Source organism: Bradyrhizobium sp. SZCCHNRI3043 (genome assembly GCF_032377735.1).
Taxonomy (GTDB): domain Bacteria; phylum Pseudomonadota; class Alphaproteobacteria; order Rhizobiales; family Xanthobacteraceae; genus Bradyrhizobium.
In genome coordinates, this window is record NZ_JAUHID010000025.1 from 43776 (window position 1) to 62771 (window position 18996).

Genomic DNA, 18996 nt, shown 5'->3' on the forward strand with positions numbered 1-18996 from the left:
GAAGCCCGCCTTTCAAGCGCACAAGAAAAAGCCCGGACGACGTCCGGGCTTTTGTTGTTTGACCGTAGCCCGGATGAGCGAAGCGATATCCGGGGCCTGTTCGACAGGATGAGATGAACCTGGATGTCGCTTCGCTCATCCGGGCAACGGGAGCGGGCTACGACGCCAGCATCTTCCGGTACAGCGCGTTGTAGCAGGCGGCCGACAGGTTCCAGCTGAACGAGCGTGCCATCGCCGACAGCCGCATCTCGTTCAGCCGTTCGGTGCTGGTGAACGCCGAAAACGCGCGCTTCACCCCGCCGAGGAAGGATTCCGCCGACGGCTTCTCGAACAGGAATCCGGTCTCGCCATCGGTGATGGTCTCGGCGAGGCCGCCGGTCTGGTGGCCGATCGGCAGCGAGCCGAAGCGCTGGGCATACATCTGGCTCAGGCCGCAGGGCTCGAAGCGCGACGGCATCAGGGTGAAGTCGCTGCCGGCGAAGATGCGCCGCGCCTGCGCATCGTTGAAGCCAATGGCGACCCCGATCGCGTCCGGCCGGCGGCGGTGAGCCTCCAACAGCGCGCGCTCGATGGCGGGCTCGCCGGTGCCGGTGACCACGATCTGGCCGCCGGCGCCGACGATCTCGTCGGCGGCTTCCAGCACCAGGTCGATGCCCTTCTGATGGACGAGGCGCGCGACGATGCCGAACATCGGACCGCGCGACACGGCGAGGCCGAACTGCTTGCGGACGTAGTCGGCGTTGGCCTTCTTGCCCTTCCAGTCGCCGGCGGCGAAGGGCTGCGCCAGCTGCTGGCAGTATCGGGGATCCCAGCTCTCGTCGATGCCGTTGAGAATGCCGGTCAGCTCATGGGCGTTGGAGCGCTGCCGGAGCAGGCCCTCCAGCCCGCAGCCGAGCTCGGGTGTCGTGATCTCCTGCGCATAGGTCGAGCTGACCGTGGTGAGATGCGACGCATAGACCAGGCCGCCCTTGAGAAAGGACAGCTTGTCGTAGAACTCCAGACCGTCGATGTGGAACGAGGATTCGGGGGCGCCGATCCGGCGCAGCGACTCGCGCGGGAACAGGCCCTGATAGGCGAGGTTGTGGATGGTCAGGATCGAGGGAACCTCGACCCCGCGCCATGCCAGATAGGCCGGCACCAATGCGGCCTGCCAATCGTTGGCGTGCACCAGATCGGCTGCCCAGTTCTCATCCAGCGTGCCCGCCGCCAGCTCGGCGGCGGCGGCGGCGAGACGGCCGAAGCGGATGTCGTTGTCCGCCCAGTCCTGCCCGTTCTCGTCGCCGTAAGGATTGCCCGGACGGTCATAGAGCTCGTCGCAGAGCAGGACGTAGACCGGCAGGCCGTCGCGGGTCGAAGACCGTCCCAGCGCGCAGGCTGGCATCTCTGCCAGAGGAGCGCATTGGCCGACGATCTCGATGTGAGTGAGTTGCTCGATCACGTCCCGGTAGCCGGGCAGCATGATCCTGACGTCGGTGTGTGAGCGTAGTGCCCGGGGAAGTGCCGCCGAAACGGCAGCCAGTCCGCCCACCCGGACGAAATCGTCCATTTCGGTCGTAACGAACAGAACCCGCAAGAGATGTCCTCGATCAAGCCCCATGTTCGTCCTATGCAAGAAAAGGTCCAAATTCAGTCGTGAAGAAAAGCGTCGCCCCACCGCGGCGGAAGGCCAAACGCTTTCGACATCGAATGGTTCGAACTAGACTCCCCGCGCACCGCATCCGATGGCTTACGCTTCGTGAATCGGCGAAGAGGAAGTGGATCATGCCGGCTTCGGCGTGCGGAAAAGAGAACTCCACCAGGGAGCTGCGCTCGTGAGTCTAGTTGGAAACGATGAGAGCCGTTTGACAGGATGCTTCGCGGGGCTGCGCGTCCTGGATTTTTCGACCACGATCGCCGGCCCGCATTGTGCACGCATGCTTGCAGACATGGGTGCGGAGGTGATCAAGATCGAGTCAGCCGAAGGTGAAACGATGCGCATCCGGCCTCCGATGCGCGGCGGCTGCTCCACCGCCTTCGGTCAGCTCAACGTCGGCAAGAAGAGTGTCGTGCTCGATCTGAAATCGCGCGATGGCGGCGACGCGGTGCGTCGGCTCGTCACAGGTGCCGACATCCTGGTCGAGAATTTCCGCCCCGGCGTGATGCAGCGGCTCGGGCTCGACGATGCGACCTTGCGCAAATTGAACCCGCGGCTGATCTACTGCTCGATCTCCGGCTACGGCCAGACCGGCCCCTCGGCGGAGCTCCCGGCCTATGCGCCGGTGATCCACGCGGCCTCGGGCTATGACATGGCGCATCTCGCCTACCAGCCCGGGCGCAGCCGGCCTGACTATTGCGGCATCTATCACGCCGACGTGGTGACGGGCACCTATGCCTTCGGCGCCATCGCCTCCGCCCTGTATCAGCGCGAGCGCACCGGCCGCGGCCAGCACATCGACTGCTCGATGCTGGAATCGATGCTGAGCCTGACCTTGAACGAGATCCAATGGTCGCAATTTCCCGTCGCGCAGCCGTCGCGGCCGACCTTCGGCCCGGCGGAGTGTCGCGACGGCTTCGTGATGATCGCCATCGCCAGCGAGAAGACGTTCCAGAACCTGATGACGGTGATCGGACATCCGGACTGGGTCGATGATCCCAGATTCGCAAAATATTCTGACCGGCGGGCAAACTGGGGCGCGCTGATGGATGGCGTCGAGGCCTGGTCGCGCCGGCTCAACGTCGCCCAATGCCTGGACGCATTGAACGCGGGCGGCGTGCCCAGCTCGGCCTACCGCAGCGTGGCCGATGCGCTGGCCGATCCGCAGATCGCGCATCGCGGCGCGCTGGTCGACGTGGAGGATGCCGCCGGGACCTTCAAGGTCGTCAACCTGCCGTTCCGGATGTCGGAGGCAAAGGTTGCGGCGGGCCCGCGGGCTGCAAGCCTCGGAGAGCACACCGTGGAAATCCTGCGGGGGGCTGGCGTAAGCGACTCTGCAAAACCTTGAGCTCGTGAGCCAGACCGCTGCAGGGCTGCCATGACCGCACATGCTGCGCGTAGCCTTGCCGCTCCACGTGTTTCCAGCCAATGTCGCGATATCGCAAGAACAGTCCGGACCAGCCGGACGCGCTCATGCCGGGAGGAGGTCCAAGGCGACGTTGCCGCGCGCAGCCTCGCCGCTCGTCCCGTCGATGCGCCGTCCGGTCCCGCCCGCATCGGACTACGGGAGTGAAAGCATGAAGAGCTTCAAGGTCACCGATTTCAATGCACCGCTGACCGAGGTCGACGAGCCGACACCGCAGCCCTTCGGCAAACAGGTGCTGATCAAGGTGAAGGCGGCCGGCGTCTGCCATAGCGATCTGCACATCTGGGAAGGCGGCTATGATCTCGGCCACGGCCGCAAGCCGCTGTCCCTCAAGGATCGCGGCGTGTCGCTGCCGCGGACCATGGGCCATGAGAGCGCCGGTGAGATCGTGGCGTTCGGGCCCGAGGTCACCGAAGCCGAGAAGGGCGGGCTGAAGGTCGGCGACGTCGTGCTGGTCTATCCCTGGATCGGCTGCGGCAAATGCGCCACGTGCCTGGCCGGCGACGAGAACATGTGCCTGAAGCCGGCCTCGCTCGGCGTCTATTGCGACGGCGGCTATGCCGACCACATGACCGTGCCGCATCCGCGCCACCTGATCGATCTCAAGGGGCTCGATCCGGTGACGACCGCGCCTTATGCCTGCTCGGGCGTGACGACCTACAGCGCGCTCAAGAAGGTCGAGAAGGATTTCGACACGCCGATCGTGATCTTCGGCGCCGGCGGGCTCGGGCTGATGGCGCTGTCGTTGTTGAAGGCCATGGGCGGCAAGGGCGCGATCGTGGTCGATATCGACGCGCGCAAGCGCGAGGCCGCGTTGGCGGCCGGCGCGCTGGCGGCGGTCGACGGCAAGGCGCCGGATGCGCTCGAGCAATTGAACAAGGCCGCAGGCGAGCCGATCCGGGCCGTCATCGACCTGGTCGGCAATGCCGCCACCGCGCAGCTCGGCTTCGACTGCCTGACAAAGGGCGGCAAGCTGGTCATCGTCGGCCTGTTCGGCGGCGGTGCGCCGTGGGCGCTGCCGCTCATTCCGATCAAGGCGGTCACCATCCAGGGCAGCTATGTCGGCAATCTCCGCGAGACGAAGGAGCTGCTCGACCTGGTCCGCGCCAAGAACATCGCGCCGATCCCGGTGACGCCGATGCCGCTTGCCAAGGCCAACGATGCCCTGCGCGAGCTGCAGAAGGGCCAACTCGTCGGCCGCGCCGTGCTGACGCCGTAACTCCCAGCCACTCCCGTCATTGCGAGGAGCGAAGCGACGAAGCAATCCAGAGTCTCAACCTGAGCCCTGGATTGCGTCGCTTCGCTCGCAATGACCGAGCTAACTCACTCGTATTGTAAAGAAAACATGCCCTCCACCAACGCACTCCACATCGCAGTCCTTCCCGGCGACGGCATCGGGCCGGAGGTCATGACGCCAGCGCTCGAGGTGCTGCGCAAGGTCGAGGCCAGGGCCGGCCTGTCGTTCCGTTTCACCGAGGCCCAGGCTGGCGCCACCAATTATCTTGCGACCGGGGTCTCGATCGCCGAATCCACGGTCCGGCTGTGCGAGCAGGCCGACGCGATCCTGCTTGGCGCCTGCGGTCTGCCGTCGGTGCGCTATCCCGACAACACCGAGATCGCGCCGCAGATCGAGCTGCGCTTCCATTTCGATCTCTATGCCGGCGTGCGGCCGGCGCGGCTGATTCCGGGCGTGCCGAGCCCGATCGTCGGTGCCGCCGAGCACGGCATCGACTTCGTCGTCATCCGCGAGTCGACCGAGGGCCTGTTCGCCTCGATGGGCAAAGGTGTGGTGACACATGAGGAGGCGCGCGAGACGCTCGTCATCACCCGCAGGACGTCCGAGCGGCTCTTCAACTTCTCCTTCAAGCTCGCCGCCCGCCGCAAGGATCGCGGCCGCTCGGGGACATTAGCCTGCGTCGACAAGGCCAACGTCTTCAAGGCCTTCGCCTACTTCCGCAAGATTTTCGACGAGGTCGCTCAGCTTCATCCGGATGTGAAGGCAGATCATCTCTACGTCGATGCGTGCGCGTTGATGCTGGTGAAGCGCCCCTGGGATTTCGACGTCCTGGTCACCGAGAACATGTTCGGCGACATCCTCTCCGATCTCGCCGCCGGCCTCGTCGGCGGCATGGGCATGGCGCCCTCGGCCGACATCGGCGACCGCCATGCGGTGTTCCAGCCCTGCCACGGCACCGCGCCCGACATCATGGGGCAGGGCAAGGCCAACCCGACCGCGATGATCCTGTCGGCCGCGATGATGCTGGACTGGCTGGCGGACACCCATGGCATCGAGGGCGCAGCCGAGGCGGCCCAGCGGATCGAGCAGGCCGTCGACCAGGTCTATGCATCCGGCCTCAAGCCGTTCGAGTTCGGTGGCAATGCCGGCACGATCGACGTCACGAAGGCGGTGCTGGAGGCGCTTTAGAGCATGATCCGGAAAAGTGGGAACCGGTTTTTCCGAAACGATCATGCTCAAACAATGAGAGATAGGATCATGATGCGTTTTCTTGGAAACGCATCATGATTTAATTAGCGTCCCTTGAAGGCCGGCTTGCGCTTCTCCATGAAGGCGCGGCGGCCCTCGCGGAAATCCTCCGAATCCATGCAGGCATCGCCAATCCGCTTGATCGCGGCTGTGTCGCGGCGGCTTTCGTCCTTCAGCACTTCGGCGATGGTGATCTTGGCGGCCTTAACCGCCAGCGGCGCATTGCCGGCAATGGTGCGGGCGATCTCCAGCGTGGCCGGCAGCAGCTCGTTGATGCTCATCATCCGATCGACGAGGCCGATCCGCAGCGCCTCCGCGGCATCGATCCGCTGGCCCGTATAGAGCAGCAGCCGCGCCTGCGACGGGCCGACCAGGGACACCAGATTGCGGAGACCGTCGTAACCGTAGGCGATGCCGAGCCTGGCGGCGGGGATGCCGAACTGGCTGTCCGCGGCGGCGAAGCGCATGTCGGTCAGCATCGCGATCTGCAGGCCGCCGCCGAGGCAGAAGCCGCGGATGCAGGCGATCGTCGGCTTCGGGTAGCCGGCGAGCAGCGCCCGCTGGGCTGCGCTTCGCTCGGCATAGGCCTCGGAGGCTGCGGCATTGTGGCGGCTCTGCTCGAACTGGCTGATGTCGGCGCCGGACACGAAGGCCTTGTCGCCGGCGCCGGTCAGCACCACGACCCGGATCGCCTCGTCGTCGCGCAGCGCCACCAGCGCCTGGCCGAGCCCCTCCCACATCTCCAGCGACATCGCATTGCGTTTGTCCGGGTTGTTGAAGGTGATGATGCCGACGCCATCGCCCGCTCTGGTCATGAGGATCTTGTCCCCAGCGAAGGTGGTGGGGAGCTCGGAGATGGTCGGCATGAAGGGTCCGTCGGCAGGAGGGCAGGCGGCCGGCATCGTTCACCGCGCCGGTGACGGCGTCAATGTGGGTTCAGGACATGATGGGCAGGCAAGGGACGTCCGGGCCGATGCTCTCGACCTGTGCACGGATCGTCCAGGAGAGAACGCGAGCCCTTCACGATCAGCGTCGGCCGGACGGGACCGAAACGCCGGCATGCCGCCACTTCCTATGACGGCAGGGGAGCACGAAAAAATAAAGGCGACGAAGCCTCAGACCGCGCAGCGATCGCTGGGCGGACGAGAAGGGCCGGTGTGTCGGCCACGCCGATCGCTCGGCCTTGAGCCGAGGCAGTGAACTCGCCCGAGCTGGCAGATCGCCTGGCGCCCCCAAGTTGCGCCCTCGAGCGAAGATGGCCCATAACCATCACGGGCAGACCTGTCTGACGGATCAGACAGCCTTGCCTATTCTTCGTTCGCTGCGATCGATTCCATCAAGGATACCAGCTGACGTTGTACCGTCTGGTCCTTGATCTTGCTGTAGGCGCGCAGCAACCGCAGGCTGAAGGCGCTGTCCAGGAACAGGAGGCTCTCGACCTCACGGGCCTTGCTGTCGCCGTCGTAGAAGAACGTCACGGGCACGTCGAGCGCGGTGGCGATCTGCTGCAGACGCGCAGCGCCGACCCGGTTGACGCCCTTCTCGTACTTCTGGACCTGCTGGAAGCTCACGCCGAGCTTCTCGCCGAGCTCAGCCTGCGAGATCTTCTGCTCTACACGCCGCAGGCGAATCCGCTTGCCGAGCTCGATGTCGGGCTTGCCCGCACTGCGCTGCTTCATTTTCTTTGCCGCTGATTTGTTCATACTGATTTTACCGTCCTTCCATCGGAAAGCCCCCGAAAAGATGGGTCAGGGGTTCACCCATATATACTGTTTTAAGTTGCTGTGGATGGATGAATTCGTCCTTAAACCACGGGTATTTGCCAGGGTTAAAGGCCTCCACCAGCCAGTCGATCATGTGACGCACCCTAGGGATGCGTCCAGTGGTGGCATGGTAAGACAGCCAGATGTCGTAGGACCACTTGAGATCAACCTCAAGCGGTATGATCTTCCCGCCCAGGGCACTCGCGTAGGTTGGGAAGACTCCAATACCGGCGCCGTGCGCCACCGCCCAGTAATTGGCGCTCGAGACATTGGTGGTCATCGCGATCAGGTCCCGCTGCTCAAAACCGGGAAAGATGGTGGCGAAGGCGGCGTTGGCGGCGGCTTCGTCCGCCACCTGCAGAACCAAGCGATGTTTGACGAGATCGTCAATCGTCTTTGGGATGCCAAATATCTCCAGATATTTCTCGCTCGCAAAGCACATCAGGTGCATGCGGCCGAGCCGGACCAGCTTGACGTCGAGCGCCGCCGGCCGGGTGAGGTGGATGGCGACATCGGCCTCGTGACGCGACACGTCGGCCGAGCGCATCGCGCAATAGAGGTCGACCATGACGTTGGGGAAGCTCTGCTGAAATTCGACCAGCCGGGGCGCCAGCCAGAACGTGCCGAGCCCCTCGGTCACCGCGACTCGGACCTCGCCCGACGCAGCGCCGGCGAGACCATCGCCCGCGCGCAGCAGTTCGAATGACGCGGCCTCCATGTGCTCGACGGCGGAGACCACCAGCGCGCCTTCGTCGGTCAGCCGAGCGCCGTGGACATCGCGCGTGAACAGCGTCGCGCCGATCTGCCGCTCGAAATCATCGATGCGCCGCCGTACGGCATTGATCGAGAGCGTCAGCCGCTCGGCCGCGGAGCGGAAGCTGCCGGCCCTGACAACCTCGAGGAAGATCCGCGCTGCATCCCAGTCGGTGAGACTTGCCAGCGCCGATTTGCTCATGGTTGACTTTGCCGGGGGGGCCCGGCCCGTCACAGTTCTTGCCGGCTTGCTCGCCGCTGCGCCCCTGGCGCCGCCACTCTCTCGGCTCAGTTCGATGCTCGATCCTGCCGCAGCAGACGAGTCGCCGTGCTCCCCTGGCGCCAGCGTCGCAGGGGTCTCGGCTAGGTCCTGGCGTTCCTTCTGAGGAACGCCCCGTTCCGCCGCAACGCGCATACAAGCTCTCTCCGCCTGCTAGAGTGATTCCGATAAATTACGGGCAAGACACGTTCGTGCCATGATTTGGTTGAGCGATCGAGGGTCGATGAGTCTGCTACCTTCAGTTCTCTGCAGCATGGTCTTACCGGCGGCAGACGCGCGGTCTGACACATCATGTAGGACAAGGACACGCTTAGCGCGAGTCGAATCTAAGATCGACGGTTTTTGCCTCGACCGCAATGAAATGGTATTCGAAGATGGTCCGTTGTCATGCTATCTTGATGAACGGATCGTGGCGCTGACTCATCGAATGCCGGGAAGCGGTGGCGTGTCTTCACCCTGCGTCATGCCAGGACTGAGCCGCATGGGCAAAGCGCAGGGGAGCAACGACATGACGTATTTGGAAGCCATCCGCGAGTCGGGAGTTGCTCGGCTCGATCTCGTCGCACGCTAGAACGGAAACGACGCCTGTGGCCAATTCAGACGAACAAATGCTTGCAGTGCTTGCATCCCTGGAGCAGTGCCGCGCCATGCTCGCGGCAACGGGCAATCGCGAATCGGCACATTTGGTCTCGGTTGCCATCCTCGACCTGCGTATGAAGCTGAACCGTCTGAGCGAAGACGATCTGAAATCGCTTTGCGATGAGATGGTTCAAGCTGACAATCCCGACAAGCTGCGCGATGCGAAGCTGCAGCCGGGTCAGCGCCGGCCACCGTTGCTTCGAGTGGTGAAATAGCACAGTTCGATGTGTGCACAAGGGTGCATTTAGCGCATTTGTGATATGTCGTGATCCCACAGTGAGCGCGCACCGGCTCGCAGACGAGCCGGTTGGAACGAGGCGGACACTCCCATCGCGGCGGGGGACTTCGCCAATGAGGCCCCCGATCCGGGGATGTCGGGCTCTGTCCTCGCGAAAGCCCGCAGGCGGTGATCATCGGTGACCGCCGTAACTTCGGCACGTCTGTTGCGTATTCCCGGCATCGGCGGCAAGAAGCGTCGTGCCCCGGCTTGCGCCTGGAGGGGCGTATCGCGGGACTCGCATGATCCAGAACGTATCGATTCCGGCCGCGTTCATTGCTGGCCTGGTCAGTTTTCTTTCGCCCTGCGTGCTACCGCTGGTTCCGCCTTATCTGGTCTATCTCACCGGTGCCACGATCGAGCACATCGAGAGCGAGGAGCCTCCGGCCGCGTCGCGCCGCGCCGTGATGATCTCGGCTGCACTGTTCGTGCTGGGCTTCTCGACCGTGTTCGTGATGTTGGGGGCGAGCGCGTCGCTGATCGGCGGCCTTATCCGGGCCTGGTCGGAGCAGTTGTCCATTCTCGCCGGCATCGTCATCATCGTGATGGGCCTGCACTTCCTCGGCCTGACCCGGATCGCGTTCCTGATGCGCGAAGGTCGGCTGCCGATCCCCAAGCCGGTCGGCCTGTGGGGCGCCTACGTCATGGGGCTCGCCTTCGCCTTCGGCTGGACGCCGTGCATCGGGCCGATCCTGGCGGCAATCCTCTCGATCGCAGCCGCGGAGACGACAGTCGCCAAGGGGGCCGGGCTTCTTGCCGTCTATTCCGCCGGCCTCGGCATTCCGTTCCTGGTCGCGGCGTTCATGATCGAACAGTTCTCGGCGCTGTTCATCCGCATGCGTGGCCATCTCGTGAACATCGAGCGCGCGATGGGCGTGCTGATGATCGCCACCGGTATCGGCTTTCTCACCGGCGCGGTCTCGACCTTCAGCATTTGGCTGCTCGAGACGTTCCCGGCGCTGCAGAGGTTCGGCTGACGCGGCTCAATCGTCGAGCTTGCAGGTGATGGTGTAGACCACGCCCGGCGGCAGGAAGTCGACCGTGGCCTCGCCGCCGAGCTGATCGCGCGCGCTGCGCACGATCAGGCGGGAGCCGAAGCCGCGCTGGATCGGCGCCGAGACCACCGGCCCGCCGGTTTCCTGCCACACCAGCCGCAGCCGTGCCGGCAGCTTCTTCGCCGCGTCGGCCGCGCTCGCCAGCTCCCAGGACAGATCGACCGTGCCGGTGTCGTTGGAGAGCGCACCATATTTGGCGGCGTTGGTTGCGATCTCGTGCACGATCATCGACAGCACCACGGCGAGCCGCGGCGACAGCGCCACCTTCGGGCCGGAGATCCTGATGCGCTCGGGCGTGTTGAGGCGGTAGGGCTTGAGCACGCGCTCGATCACGTCCTCCAGCTCAGAACCCTGCCATTTCTCCTTGCTGAGCAGATTATGCGCCTCGGCGAGCGCGCCGAGCCGGCCCTCGAACTTCTCACGCTCATGGCGGCTGGCGCTGCGGAAGGTCTGCACCGCGATCGCCTGCAGGATCGCCAGCGTGTTCTTGACCCGGTGATTGAGCTCCTCGATCAGCAGGTCGTGCAGCATCTCGGCGCGCGCGATCGTCGTCGCCATCCGCACCGCAAAGGCCAGACCGATCGCCAGCATGATGCCGCCGAGCAGGCTGGTGACGGCGAGGTTGCGCCACAGCGGCGCCACAAGCGAATCCTCGGCGATGCCGGCGCCGATGGTCCATCCGGTGAGGGTGGAATGGGTGAAGCTCGACAGCAGCGGCACGCCCTCGAGCGATACGCTCGACAGCGTCGCCTCCTGCTCGCTGCGCATGCGATCAAACACCGATGGCGAGGCCTGCTTGCCTATCGTGTCCGCCGGATTTGGCACGCGTGCGAATACGGTCGCCTTGCGGTCGAGCAGCGACAAGGTCCAGTCCGGGTTCGGCCGCTGCTTTTCCAGGATGGTCTGGAACATCTCGATCGGCGGGCTGAACGAGATGTCATAGACGACCTCGCCGTCGCGAAAGACGGGCACCTCGACGGTGACGATCAGGCTCTTCTTCACGACGCCGTAGAAAAGGTCGGAATATTGCGGCTGCCGGGTCTCGAACACGCGGCGGGTGATCTCGCGGTTGTTGCGCGTCGGCAGGTGAGCCGTATCCGTCGTCGCCGACGAGAACAGCTGGCGTCCGTTGCGGTCGGCGACCACGATCGTGCCGTTCTTGCCGTACTGCTCGAGGAAACCCATCGCGATCGGGCGGAAGCGTTCGAAATCGCCGGTGGTCAGGGCATCGGTCAGCGCCAGCACCTGGACGCCGCCAGTCATGCGCTGCATTTCGGCATCGAGCGTCAGCCGGATGCTGCGCACCGTCTCCAGCACGCGCTGACGGGCGTCGCTGCGGTCCTGCATGTAGTTGTGCAAGACGATCCCGCCTGCGAACAGGATGAGCGGCAGCGTGGTCCCTGCGACCAGAAGAGCAAGCCGGATCGGCAGGGAGAGTTTTGGCACGGATGCCCCGTTTGAGCTGGCGCTGCTGATCGCCGTTGGGACTGACGCAGGCGGGAGGTGCGTAGGGCGGAGGCGAATTTGTGCAGCGAGCGCATATCAGGCTGGAGCGGTTGCCTCCGCAAGGGCTCGGCGGTTGCAACCGTTCACATGACTGTCAGCATAGGAGAGCACCGCGTGCACGCCAAGCGCAACGCGCGGCGATCGCCGGTTCCCTGAGCGGCTTTACCGCCACAGCGCCTCTTCTAGACGTTGCTCTCTGTGATTGCCGCATACACCATCGTGCGCAGCTCGCGGCGGATCGGATAGGCGCTCGACGGCAGCACCTGGGTCATGAAGATCGTGATCAGCTCCTCGGCCGGATCGATCCAGAACGCGGTGGAGGCCGCACCGCCCCAGGCATATTCTCCGGCGCTGCCTGGAATGAGCGTCTTGGCCGGATCCATCGTCACCGAGAAGCCGAGACCGAAGCCGATGCCGTTATAGGCTGCTTCCGCGAACATCGAGCGCGACAGCGCCGGCAGGTCGACGCCGCCCGGCAGATGGTTCGAGGTCATCAGCTTCAGCGTCTTCGGGCCGAGCAGCCTGACCCCGCCGAGCTCGCCGCCATTGACCAGCGCGCGGCAGAACGTCAGATAGTCCGCCGTGGTCGAGCACAGACCGCCGCCGCCTGAGATGAAGTCGGGCGGGCTCAAGAAAGAGCTGGTGGCGGGATCGTCCTGCAAGGTCAGGCCGCCCTTGCGATCGGCCGCGTGGAACGACAAGGCGCCGCCGGCATCGGCCGAGTAGCACGCCGCCAGCCGGTGCGCCTTCGCGGCGGGGACGTGGAAGTCGGTGTCGCTCATGCCGAGCGGATCGAAGATGCGCTCTTTCAGCACTTGCTCGAACGGCTTGTCGGCTATCTTGCCGACGAGATAGCCGACCACGTCGGTGGAGACCGAGTAGTTCCAGGCTTCCCCCGGCGAGAACTCCAGCGGAATGAGCGACAGGTCGTCGATCATCGACTGCAACGTTCCTGCCTTTTCGACCGCGCCGATCTTGGCGTCGCGATACGCGGCATCGACGTTCGAGCGCTGCTGGAAGCCGTAGGTGAGGCCGGAGGTGTGGCGCAAGAGGTCGACGATCAGCATCGGCCGCGCCGGCGGCCGGCTGACAAAGGCCGGCGCGGTGCCGGCGACGAACACGCCCAGATTTTTCCACTCCGGAATGTATTTCGCGACCGGCTCGTCGAGCGCGACCTTGCCTTCCTCGACCAGCATCATGAAGGCGACCGAGGTGATCGGCTTGGTCATCGAATAGATGCGGTAGATCGTGTCGTCCCTGACCGGGACCTTGCGCTCGACGTCGGCATAGCCGAGCGAGCTCGCATGCACGATCTTGCCGCGGCGATAGACCATCAACTGCGTCCCGGGAAAGCGGCCGGCCTCGATATAGCGCTGCCGCAGATGGGCATCGATGCGATCGAGCGCGGCTTTCGACATGCCGACGGTTTCGGGCGAGGCGGGTGTCGGGGCGAGCATCGGGCGTCTCCGCTATGATCGGTTTCTGGCGGCCTGCGCGAGGATCGGCCGCACATGCCGTTTGTCCGGGTGATAGCCGAAAAACGCGCCGCGTCCAATGGCAGGCCAGGGATGCGTCGTGTACCCTTTGCGCCGGGAGGAATTGGCAATGACACAATTCAACGAGGCCGAGCTCACGGAGGCCGTCGTCGCGAGCTTCGAAGGGACACCCGATCCGCGCGCGAAATTCCTGCTGCAGGAATTGGTGAAATCGCTGCACGATTACGTGCGCCGGACGGAGCTCACTTTCGACGAGTGGGCCGCCGCCATCGACTTTCTCACCCGCACCGGACAGACCTGCACCGCGAGCCGGCAGGAGTTCATCCTGCTGTCCGACGTGCTCGGCGTGTCGATGCTGGTCGACGCCATCAATCATCGCGACCGGGCAGGGGCGACGGAGACGACCGTGCTCGGCCCGTTCTACGTCGGCGAGCACAAGGTGACGCCCCACGGCACCGACATTTCGGCGGATCTCAAGGGCGAGAAGATGTTCGTCCAGGGACGGGTCACCGATCTGTCGGGTGCCCCGCTGGCAGGCGCCACGGTCGATGTCTGGCATGCCGACGACGAGGGCTTCTACGATTCGCAGCGGCCGTCCTACGCGAGCGATGGTCCGTCGTCGCGGGCACGCTTCATCACCGATGCGGATGGCCGCTTCTTCTTCCGCACCATCCTGCCCTGCAGCTATCCGATCCCGACCGACGGTCCGGTGGGACAGATGATCCTGAGCACCAAACGCCATCCGATGCGGCCGGCTCATGTCCATTTCCTAGTGGACGCCAAGGGCTACGAGCCGCTGATCACCCACGTCTTCGTCGGCGGTGACGAATATCTCGACAGCGATGTCGTCTTTGGCGTCAAGAACGACCTCGTCGCCCAAGTGGAGCGGCGCAGCGACGCGGTGATGCCGGACGGCAAGCTGGCCGTCGGGCCATGGCACTTCATGACCTATGATTTCCGCATGAAGCCGGGAGCGGGCGCGGCGCCGAGACCGCTCGGCGCGATCGCGCCTGAACCCGCCTGAGCTGTGGCGGCCGGCAGGCGCGCCTACCAGCCACCGTGGCGAGCCGCGAGCAGGATGACGACTGCGATCGCGAGCAGCGCAGTCGTTGCTTTCCAGAACAGCAGCGGATTGCGCTCGATCAGGGGCGTCCGGCTGTCGCCGACATAGGCCGGATTGGGGTGCCGAAGGTCGAAGACGAATTCCGAGAGGCTCTCGTAACGTTTGGCGGCGATGGGATGGACGGCGCGTCGAAGTGCGCCGTCGATCCAGAGCGGGACGGCTTGGTCATCGCCGGAGGCCGGCAGATAGCGGACCTTGCGAAACTGTGCCCGGGTTCTTGCGCGCGCCATCTGCGCGCCGTAGGGCAATCGCCCCGTCAGCATCTGGTAAGCGATGACTCCGAGTGAGAACTGATCGGACCATTCGGAGCCGCCCTCGCCGAGAAAATATTCCGGCGCCGTATACTGTTGGGTGCCGAGGATGCTGTCGTGGTCGGCAGCCGGGTCGGCCTCGACCACGCCGCTGACGCGCACCGATCCGAAATCGATGATCTTCACCGTTCGGGTCCGGTCGATCATGATGTTCTGCGGCCGCAGATCCTGGTGCAGCATTTCCTTTCGATGCAGCGCCTGCAGCCCCTTGGCGATCTGCTCGATGATGTCTCTGATGGCATCGAGATCGGCTTTGGGATGGTCGATCATCCATTGCGCCAAGGTCTGGCCTTCGACGAATTCGGTGACGACGTAGAGATGATCGCGGCGCCGCGTCGATGGGAAGGCCTTCAGCACATGCGGGTTATCGATCCGCCGCGCGATCCAGTCTTCCGTCAGGAACCGTTTGAGATAGGCGCTGTCGCCGCGCAGGTCGATTGAAGGCACCTTGAGGGCGACGGCGAGCTCCGTCTCGACGTCGATGGCCAGATAGATGTGGCTGCGGCTGCTGGCATGGATCTCGCGCACGATCCGGTAGCCCTCGAAGATCGTCCGCGCGTCCAGCAGCGGCGCCGGCGGCAGCTGCTCGGCCTGGACCGGGATCTCGGCGGCATCGCCGGCGCCGAGTTCGTCGATCCGCACGATCTGGATCGTGAGATTGTCCGCACTGCCCTGCGCCAGTGCCTCAGCGACGATGATGCGGGCCGCCTGATCGAGGTCGTGGGAATTCTCCTTCAACACGTTGGCGACAAAACGCTTGCCCACGTGCTCGTGAACGCCGTCCGTCGCGAGCACGAAGATGTCGCCGCGCTCGATCCGAATGGCCTGATAGTCGATTTCGACCTCGGGATTGACCCCGAGCGCACGCCCCAGATAGCTCTGCTGCGACGAGATGATGACGCGATGATCGTCGGTGAGCTGCTCGAGCGAATGGCCTGCGGGGCGATAGATGCGACAATCGCCGATATGGAAGAGATGCGCCGTGGCCGCCTTGATCACGATCGCGCTGAGCGTGCAGACATAACCTTTGTCGCGATCATAGGCGTATTGGCTGGCTCTGGTCTGGGCGTAGAGCCAGGAGTTGGCCGCGGCGATCACGCGTCGCACCGAGGTCTTCACCGACCAGGCATCCGGCGTGCAGTAATAGTCGGTCAGGAAGCTCTTGACCGCCGACTCGCTCGCAATGTGGCTGACCTCGCTGCTGCTGATCCCGTCCGCGATCGCGATCGCGATGCCCTTCAGGCTGAGCGCCGGCTCATCGGGAATCAGAGCGCCGTGGAAGTCCTGGTTGCCCGGCTTCTGCCCTTTGTCGGAATGCGCTCCGATTGTGATCCGCAATGGCATTTGGGCTGTCGGGCGAAATGAAGGGAGCCCGACCTTACCGGGGCCGGGCTCTCCGAGGGAAACGGAATCAGGCCGCGGCGCGAGCTGCGATCTTGGCATCACGCTTCGGCTGCGTCCTGATGTGGGTGGCATAGAGCGTCAGGCCGGTGAACGAGAGGCCGCCGACGAGATTGCCGAGCACGGTCGGGATCTCGTTCCAGATCAGATAGTCCATGATCGAGAACTTCGCATGGAGCATCAGCCCCGACGGGAACAGGAACATGTTCACCACCGAATGCTCGAACACCATGTAGAAGAAGACCAGGATCGGCATCCACATCGCCAGCACCTTGCCCGGGACCGTCGTCGATATCATCGCGCCGACCACGCCGGTGGAGACCATCCAGTTGCACAGCATGCCGCGGATGAACAGCGTCGCCATTCCAGCCGCGCCATGCGCCGCGTAGCCGAGCGTCCGGCCTTCACCGATATTGCCGATCACAGCGCCGACCTTGTCCGGCTCCTGCGTGAAGCCGAACGTGGTCACGAATGCCATCATGAAGGCTACGGTCAGTGCTCCGGCGAAATTGCCGATGAAGACAAGTCCCCAGTTGCGCAGCACGCCTGCGATCGTCACACCCGGACGTTTGTCGATCAATGCCAGCGGCGACAGCACGAACACGCCGGTCAGCAGATCGAAGCCCAGCAAATAGAGCATGCAGAAGCCGACCGGAAACAACAGGGCGCCGATGAGCGGCTGGCCGGTGTTCACGTTGATGGTGACGGCAAACCAGGCCGCGAGCGCCAGGATCGCGCCCGCCATGTAGGCGCGGATGACGGTGTCGCGGGTCGACATGAAGATCTTGGACTCGCCTGCGTCCACCATCTTGGTGACGAATTCTGAAGGCGCGAGATACGACATTCAAACGTCCTTTGCTTGCTCTCGGGAGTCGATTGCGCGCTGCCTTGCGAGAGGTTCTGGCTCTCGAGGGACATCGCCACGGGCAGGCGGATCGGATGTCGAATGCGGGAAGGGCGTCACGACGACCGCGCCGAGGAGACCTCGGTCGCGTGCGCGCATCCGTCCCGGAGATCAGCGCCATAGGCGTCGACAGTCCGGCGAACCGCAGTCATCGTTGACTTGCAGAACCAGAAGCAATGCGTGTGCCAAATTTGACGCCACCGAGAAAGTCAGTGATTTCAAGCGACTGCGCTGGAGTTTCTCTGCTGCAGCTGCCTGAAAGGGCTCTTTTGGTGCCCTGATGCTCACGGAACAATCTCTCCATGCTTATTTTGTGTGCGCCGCACACAAAGTGTGCGAATCGCAAATTTTGGATGCGGCCCGCTGCCTCTGATGGATTGTTGTGAAACGCTAAAGGGTTGAATTTTCCTGACAAATCCAAATCGGCGTGTTGGCACGAAGCTTGAAAGAGCGTGTCCGACGCCATCGATGCCGTCCGCGCAACCCTCATCCGAATCGTGACGCTGCCCCTTCCGAGGCCTCCTCGGAACACGCCTTTGTGCGTGGTGCAGCGACCCGCAACGGACGGCCATTCACCATCGAGCGCTCTTCAGACAAAGGACGACAGCACTCATGACGAAGACTGCCAATCCTGCTCGCCGCAACGGCCTCAGCCGTCGTCAGCTTCTCAAGGCCGGTGCCGGCACGGCCGCGCTGCTCGCTGCCGCGAAGCTGGGCTTTCCCGGCGGAGCCTTTGCCCAGGGGGCAGGGCCGGAAGTCACCAGTGCCAAGCTCGGCTTCATCGCGCTCAGCGATGCCGGCCCGCTGTTCGTCGCCAAGGACAAGGGCCTGTTCGCCAAATACGGCATGCCCGACGTCGACGTGCAGAAGCAGGCTTCGTGGGGCACGACCCGCGACAATCTCGTGCTCGGCTCCGAGGGCAACGGGATCGACGGCGCGCACATCCTCACGCCGATGCCGTATCTGATCTCGTCCGGCAAGGTGACGCAGAACAATCAGCCGACCCCGATGTACATCCTGGCGCGGCTCAATCTCGATGCGCAGTGCATCTCGGTCGGCAAGGAGTACGCCGACCTGAAGCTCGGTCTCGATACCGCGCCGTTCAAGGCCGCGCTGGAGAAGAAGAAGGCCTCCGGCAAGTCCGTGAAGGCAGCGATGACCTTCCCGGGCGGCACCCACGATCTCTGGATCCGCTATTGGCTCGCCGCCGGCGGCATCGATCCCGACAAGGACATCGAGACCATCGTGGTGCCGCCGCCGCAGATGGTGGCCAACATGAAGGTCGGCACCATGGACTGCTTCTGCGTCGGCGAGCCGTGGAATGCGCAGCTCGTCAACCAGGGCATCGGCTACACCGCCGTCACGACCGGCGAGATCTGGAACAAGCATCCCGAAAAATCCTTCGCGATGCGCGCCGCCTTTGTCGACAAATATCCGAAGGCCGCGAAGGCGTTGACGATGGCGGTGATGGAAGCCCAGCAGTGGGCCGACAAGATGGAGAACAAGCAGGAGCTCGCGACTATCATGGCCAAGCGGCAGTGGATCAACTGCCCGGTCGAGGACGTCGCCGGGCGCTCGGCCGGCAAGTTCGACTACGGCACCGGCAAGGTCGTCGAGAACTCGCCGCACATCATGAAGTACTGGAGCGACTTCGCATCCTATCCATTCCAGAGCCACGATCTCTGGTTCATCACCGAGGACATCCGGTGGGGCAAGTATGAGGCCGGCTTCGACGCCAAGTCGCTGATCGCCAAGGTCAACCGCGAGGACATCTGGCGCGAGGCCGCCAAGGAGATGAACGTCGCCGCCGCCGAGATTCCGACCTCCAAGTCGCGCGGCAAGGAGACCTTCTTCGACGGCAAGGTGTTCGATCCGGAAGATCCCGCCGCCTACCTGAAGTCGCTGTCGATCAAGCGCGTCGACGCCTGATCAGGACTCTCGCCG

16 protein-coding genes are annotated in these 18996 nt (G+C 64.2%); 7 read left to right on the top strand and 9 right to left on the bottom strand.

Annotation, left to right across the window (positions count from 1 at the left end; genetic code table 11):
• Positions 1 to 157: 157 nt before the first annotated feature.
• Positions 158 to 1573, bottom strand: coding sequence for a glycogen synthase GlgA (gene glgA, locus QX124_RS29370; protein WP_315737157.1), 1416 nt, complete (start codon positions 1571 to 1573; stop codon positions 158 to 160).
• A gap of 340 nt (positions 1574 to 1913) precedes the next feature.
• Between glgA and QX124_RS29375 the strand changes: the two genes are divergently transcribed.
• From QX124_RS29375 to QX124_RS29385, 3 genes are all read left to right on the top strand, one after another.
• The gene (locus tag QX124_RS29375; protein WP_409997771.1) at positions 1914 to 2981 is read left to right on the top strand and encodes a CaiB/BaiF CoA transferase family protein; all 1068 of its coding nucleotides are present in this window, start codon (positions 1914 to 1916) and stop codon (positions 2979 to 2981) included.
• A gap of 229 nt (positions 2982 to 3210) precedes the next feature.
• The gene (locus tag QX124_RS29380) at positions 3211 to 4278 is read left to right on the top strand and encodes an alcohol dehydrogenase (RefSeq protein WP_315776388.1); all 1068 of its coding nucleotides are present in this window, start codon (positions 3211 to 3213) and stop codon (positions 4276 to 4278) included.
• A gap of 126 nt (positions 4279 to 4404) precedes the next feature.
• Positions 4405 to 5484, top strand: a complete 1080-nt coding sequence (locus QX124_RS29385) for an isocitrate/isopropylmalate dehydrogenase family protein (protein ID WP_315799030.1) — start codon at positions 4405 to 4407, stop codon at positions 5482 to 5484.
• Positions 5485 to 5588: 104 nt separating this feature from the next.
• Here QX124_RS29385 and QX124_RS29390 read toward each other — a convergent pair whose 3' ends face one another.
• The 3 genes from QX124_RS29390 to QX124_RS29400 all read right to left on the bottom strand — a co-directional run bounded on the left by QX124_RS29390 (position 5589) and on the right by QX124_RS29400 (position 8475).
• On the bottom strand, positions 5589 to 6410 hold the full coding sequence (locus tag QX124_RS29390; protein WP_315799031.1) for an enoyl-CoA hydratase: 822 nt from the start codon (positions 6408 to 6410) through the stop codon (positions 5589 to 5591).
• Between the two features lie 441 nt (positions 6411 to 6851).
• Positions 6852 to 7247, bottom strand: a complete 396-nt coding sequence (locus tag QX124_RS29395) for a helix-turn-helix domain-containing protein (RefSeq protein WP_015668220.1) — start codon at positions 7245 to 7247, stop codon at positions 6852 to 6854.
• Between the two features lie 7 nt (positions 7248 to 7254).
• Entirely contained in the window at positions 7255 to 8475 is a 1221-nt protein-coding gene (locus QX124_RS29400) for a LysR family transcriptional regulator (RefSeq protein ID WP_315799032.1), read from the bottom strand.
• A gap of 407 nt (positions 8476 to 8882) precedes the next feature.
• Between QX124_RS29400 and QX124_RS29405 the strand changes: the two genes are divergently transcribed.
• Together QX124_RS29405 and QX124_RS29410 are read left to right on the top strand one after the other, a co-directional pair.
• Positions 8883 to 9194 carry a hypothetical protein gene (locus QX124_RS29405; RefSeq protein WP_315758505.1) on the top strand — a complete coding sequence of 104 codons (312 nt, stop codon included), beginning with the start codon at positions 8883 to 8885 and terminating at the stop codon, positions 9192 to 9194.
• A 304-nt stretch (positions 9195 to 9498) separates the two neighbouring features.
• Positions 9499 to 10233, top strand: coding sequence for a cytochrome c biogenesis CcdA family protein (locus tag QX124_RS29410; protein WP_315758506.1), 735 nt, complete (start codon positions 9499 to 9501; stop codon positions 10231 to 10233).
• A gap of 6 nt (positions 10234 to 10239) precedes the next feature.
• Here QX124_RS29410 and QX124_RS29415 read toward each other — a convergent pair whose 3' ends face one another.
• Together QX124_RS29415 and QX124_RS29420 are read right to left on the bottom strand one after the other, a co-directional pair.
• Positions 10240 to 11757 (bottom strand): sensor histidine kinase, encoded by a 1518-nt coding sequence (locus tag QX124_RS29415; protein ID WP_315779522.1) that lies wholly within the window; start codon positions 11755 to 11757, stop codon positions 10240 to 10242.
• Positions 11758 to 11999: 242 nt separating this feature from the next.
• Positions 12000 to 13274: a serine hydrolase domain-containing protein gene (locus QX124_RS29420; RefSeq protein ID WP_315799033.1), complete on the bottom strand. Its 1275-nt coding sequence runs from the start codon at positions 13272 to 13274 to the stop codon at positions 12000 to 12002.
• A gap of 148 nt (positions 13275 to 13422) precedes the next feature.
• On the opposite strand from QX124_RS29420, the gene QX124_RS29425 reads away from it, so the two are divergent.
• A complete protein-coding gene (locus QX124_RS29425) occupies positions 13423 to 14337 on the top strand; it encodes an intradiol ring-cleavage dioxygenase (RefSeq protein WP_315737165.1) in 915 nt (304 codons plus the stop codon).
• A gap of 23 nt (positions 14338 to 14360) precedes the next feature.
• Here QX124_RS29425 and QX124_RS29430 read toward each other — a convergent pair whose 3' ends face one another.
• The 3 genes from QX124_RS29430 to QX124_RS29440 all read right to left on the bottom strand — a co-directional run bounded on the left by QX124_RS29430 (position 14361) and on the right by QX124_RS29440 (position 17518).
• Positions 14361 to 16091, bottom strand: coding sequence for a bifunctional protein-serine/threonine kinase/phosphatase (locus QX124_RS29430; protein ID WP_315779525.1), 1731 nt, complete (start codon positions 16089 to 16091; stop codon positions 14361 to 14363).
• Between the two features lie 67 nt (positions 16092 to 16158).
• Positions 16159 to 16992: a formate/nitrite transporter family protein gene (locus QX124_RS29435; protein ID WP_315779526.1), complete on the bottom strand. Its 834-nt coding sequence runs from the start codon at positions 16990 to 16992 to the stop codon at positions 16159 to 16161.
• 208 nt (positions 16993 to 17200) lie between these two features.
• A complete protein-coding gene (locus tag QX124_RS29440) occupies positions 17201 to 17518 on the bottom strand; it encodes a hypothetical protein (RefSeq protein ID WP_315799034.1) in 318 nt (105 codons plus the stop codon).
• Between the two features lie 146 nt (positions 17519 to 17664).
• On the opposite strand from QX124_RS29440, the gene QX124_RS29445 reads away from it, so the two are divergent.
• Entirely contained in the window at positions 17665 to 18981 is a 1317-nt protein-coding gene (locus tag QX124_RS29445; protein ID WP_315799035.1) for a CmpA/NrtA family ABC transporter substrate-binding protein, read from the top strand.
• Positions 18982 to 18996: the final 15 nt, after the last annotated feature.

Coding starts and splice junctions, on each gene's coding strand:
- QX124_RS29420 (WP_315799033.1), bottom strand. CDS start 13,274: ATGCTCGCCCCGACACCCGCCTCGCCCGAAACCGTCGGCATGTCGAAA.
- QX124_RS29385 (WP_315799030.1), top strand. CDS start 4,405: ATGCCCTCCACCAACGCACTCCACATCGCAGTCCTTCCCGGCGACGGC.
- QX124_RS29435 (WP_315779526.1), bottom strand. CDS start 16,992: ATGTCGTATCTCGCGCCTTCAGAATTCGTCACCAAGATGGTGGACGCA.
- QX124_RS29395 (WP_015668220.1), bottom strand. CDS start 7,247: ATGAACAAATCAGCGGCAAAGAAAATGAAGCAGCGCAGTGCGGGCAAG.
- QX124_RS29375 (WP_409997771.1), top strand. CDS start 1,914: ATGCTTGCAGACATGGGTGCGGAGGTGATCAAGATCGAGTCAGCCGAA.
- QX124_RS29380 (WP_315776388.1), top strand. CDS start 3,211: ATGAAGAGCTTCAAGGTCACCGATTTCAATGCACCGCTGACCGAGGTC.
- QX124_RS29430 (WP_315779525.1), bottom strand. CDS start 16,091: ATGCCATTGCGGATCACAATCGGAGCGCATTCCGACAAAGGGCAGAAG.
- QX124_RS29390 (WP_315799031.1), bottom strand. CDS start 6,410: ATGCCGACCATCTCCGAGCTCCCCACCACCTTCGCTGGGGACAAGATC.
- QX124_RS29445 (WP_315799035.1), top strand. CDS start 17,665: ATGACGAAGACTGCCAATCCTGCTCGCCGCAACGGCCTCAGCCGTCGT.
- QX124_RS29400 (WP_315799032.1), bottom strand. CDS start 8,475: ATGCGCGTTGCGGCGGAACGGGGCGTTCCTCAGAAGGAACGCCAGGAC.
- QX124_RS29410 (WP_315758506.1), top strand. CDS start 9,499: ATGATCCAGAACGTATCGATTCCGGCCGCGTTCATTGCTGGCCTGGTC.
- QX124_RS29440 (WP_315799034.1), bottom strand. CDS start 17,518: ATGGCGTCGGACACGCTCTTTCAAGCTTCGTGCCAACACGCCGATTTG.
- QX124_RS29425 (WP_315737165.1), top strand. CDS start 13,423: ATGACACAATTCAACGAGGCCGAGCTCACGGAGGCCGTCGTCGCGAGC.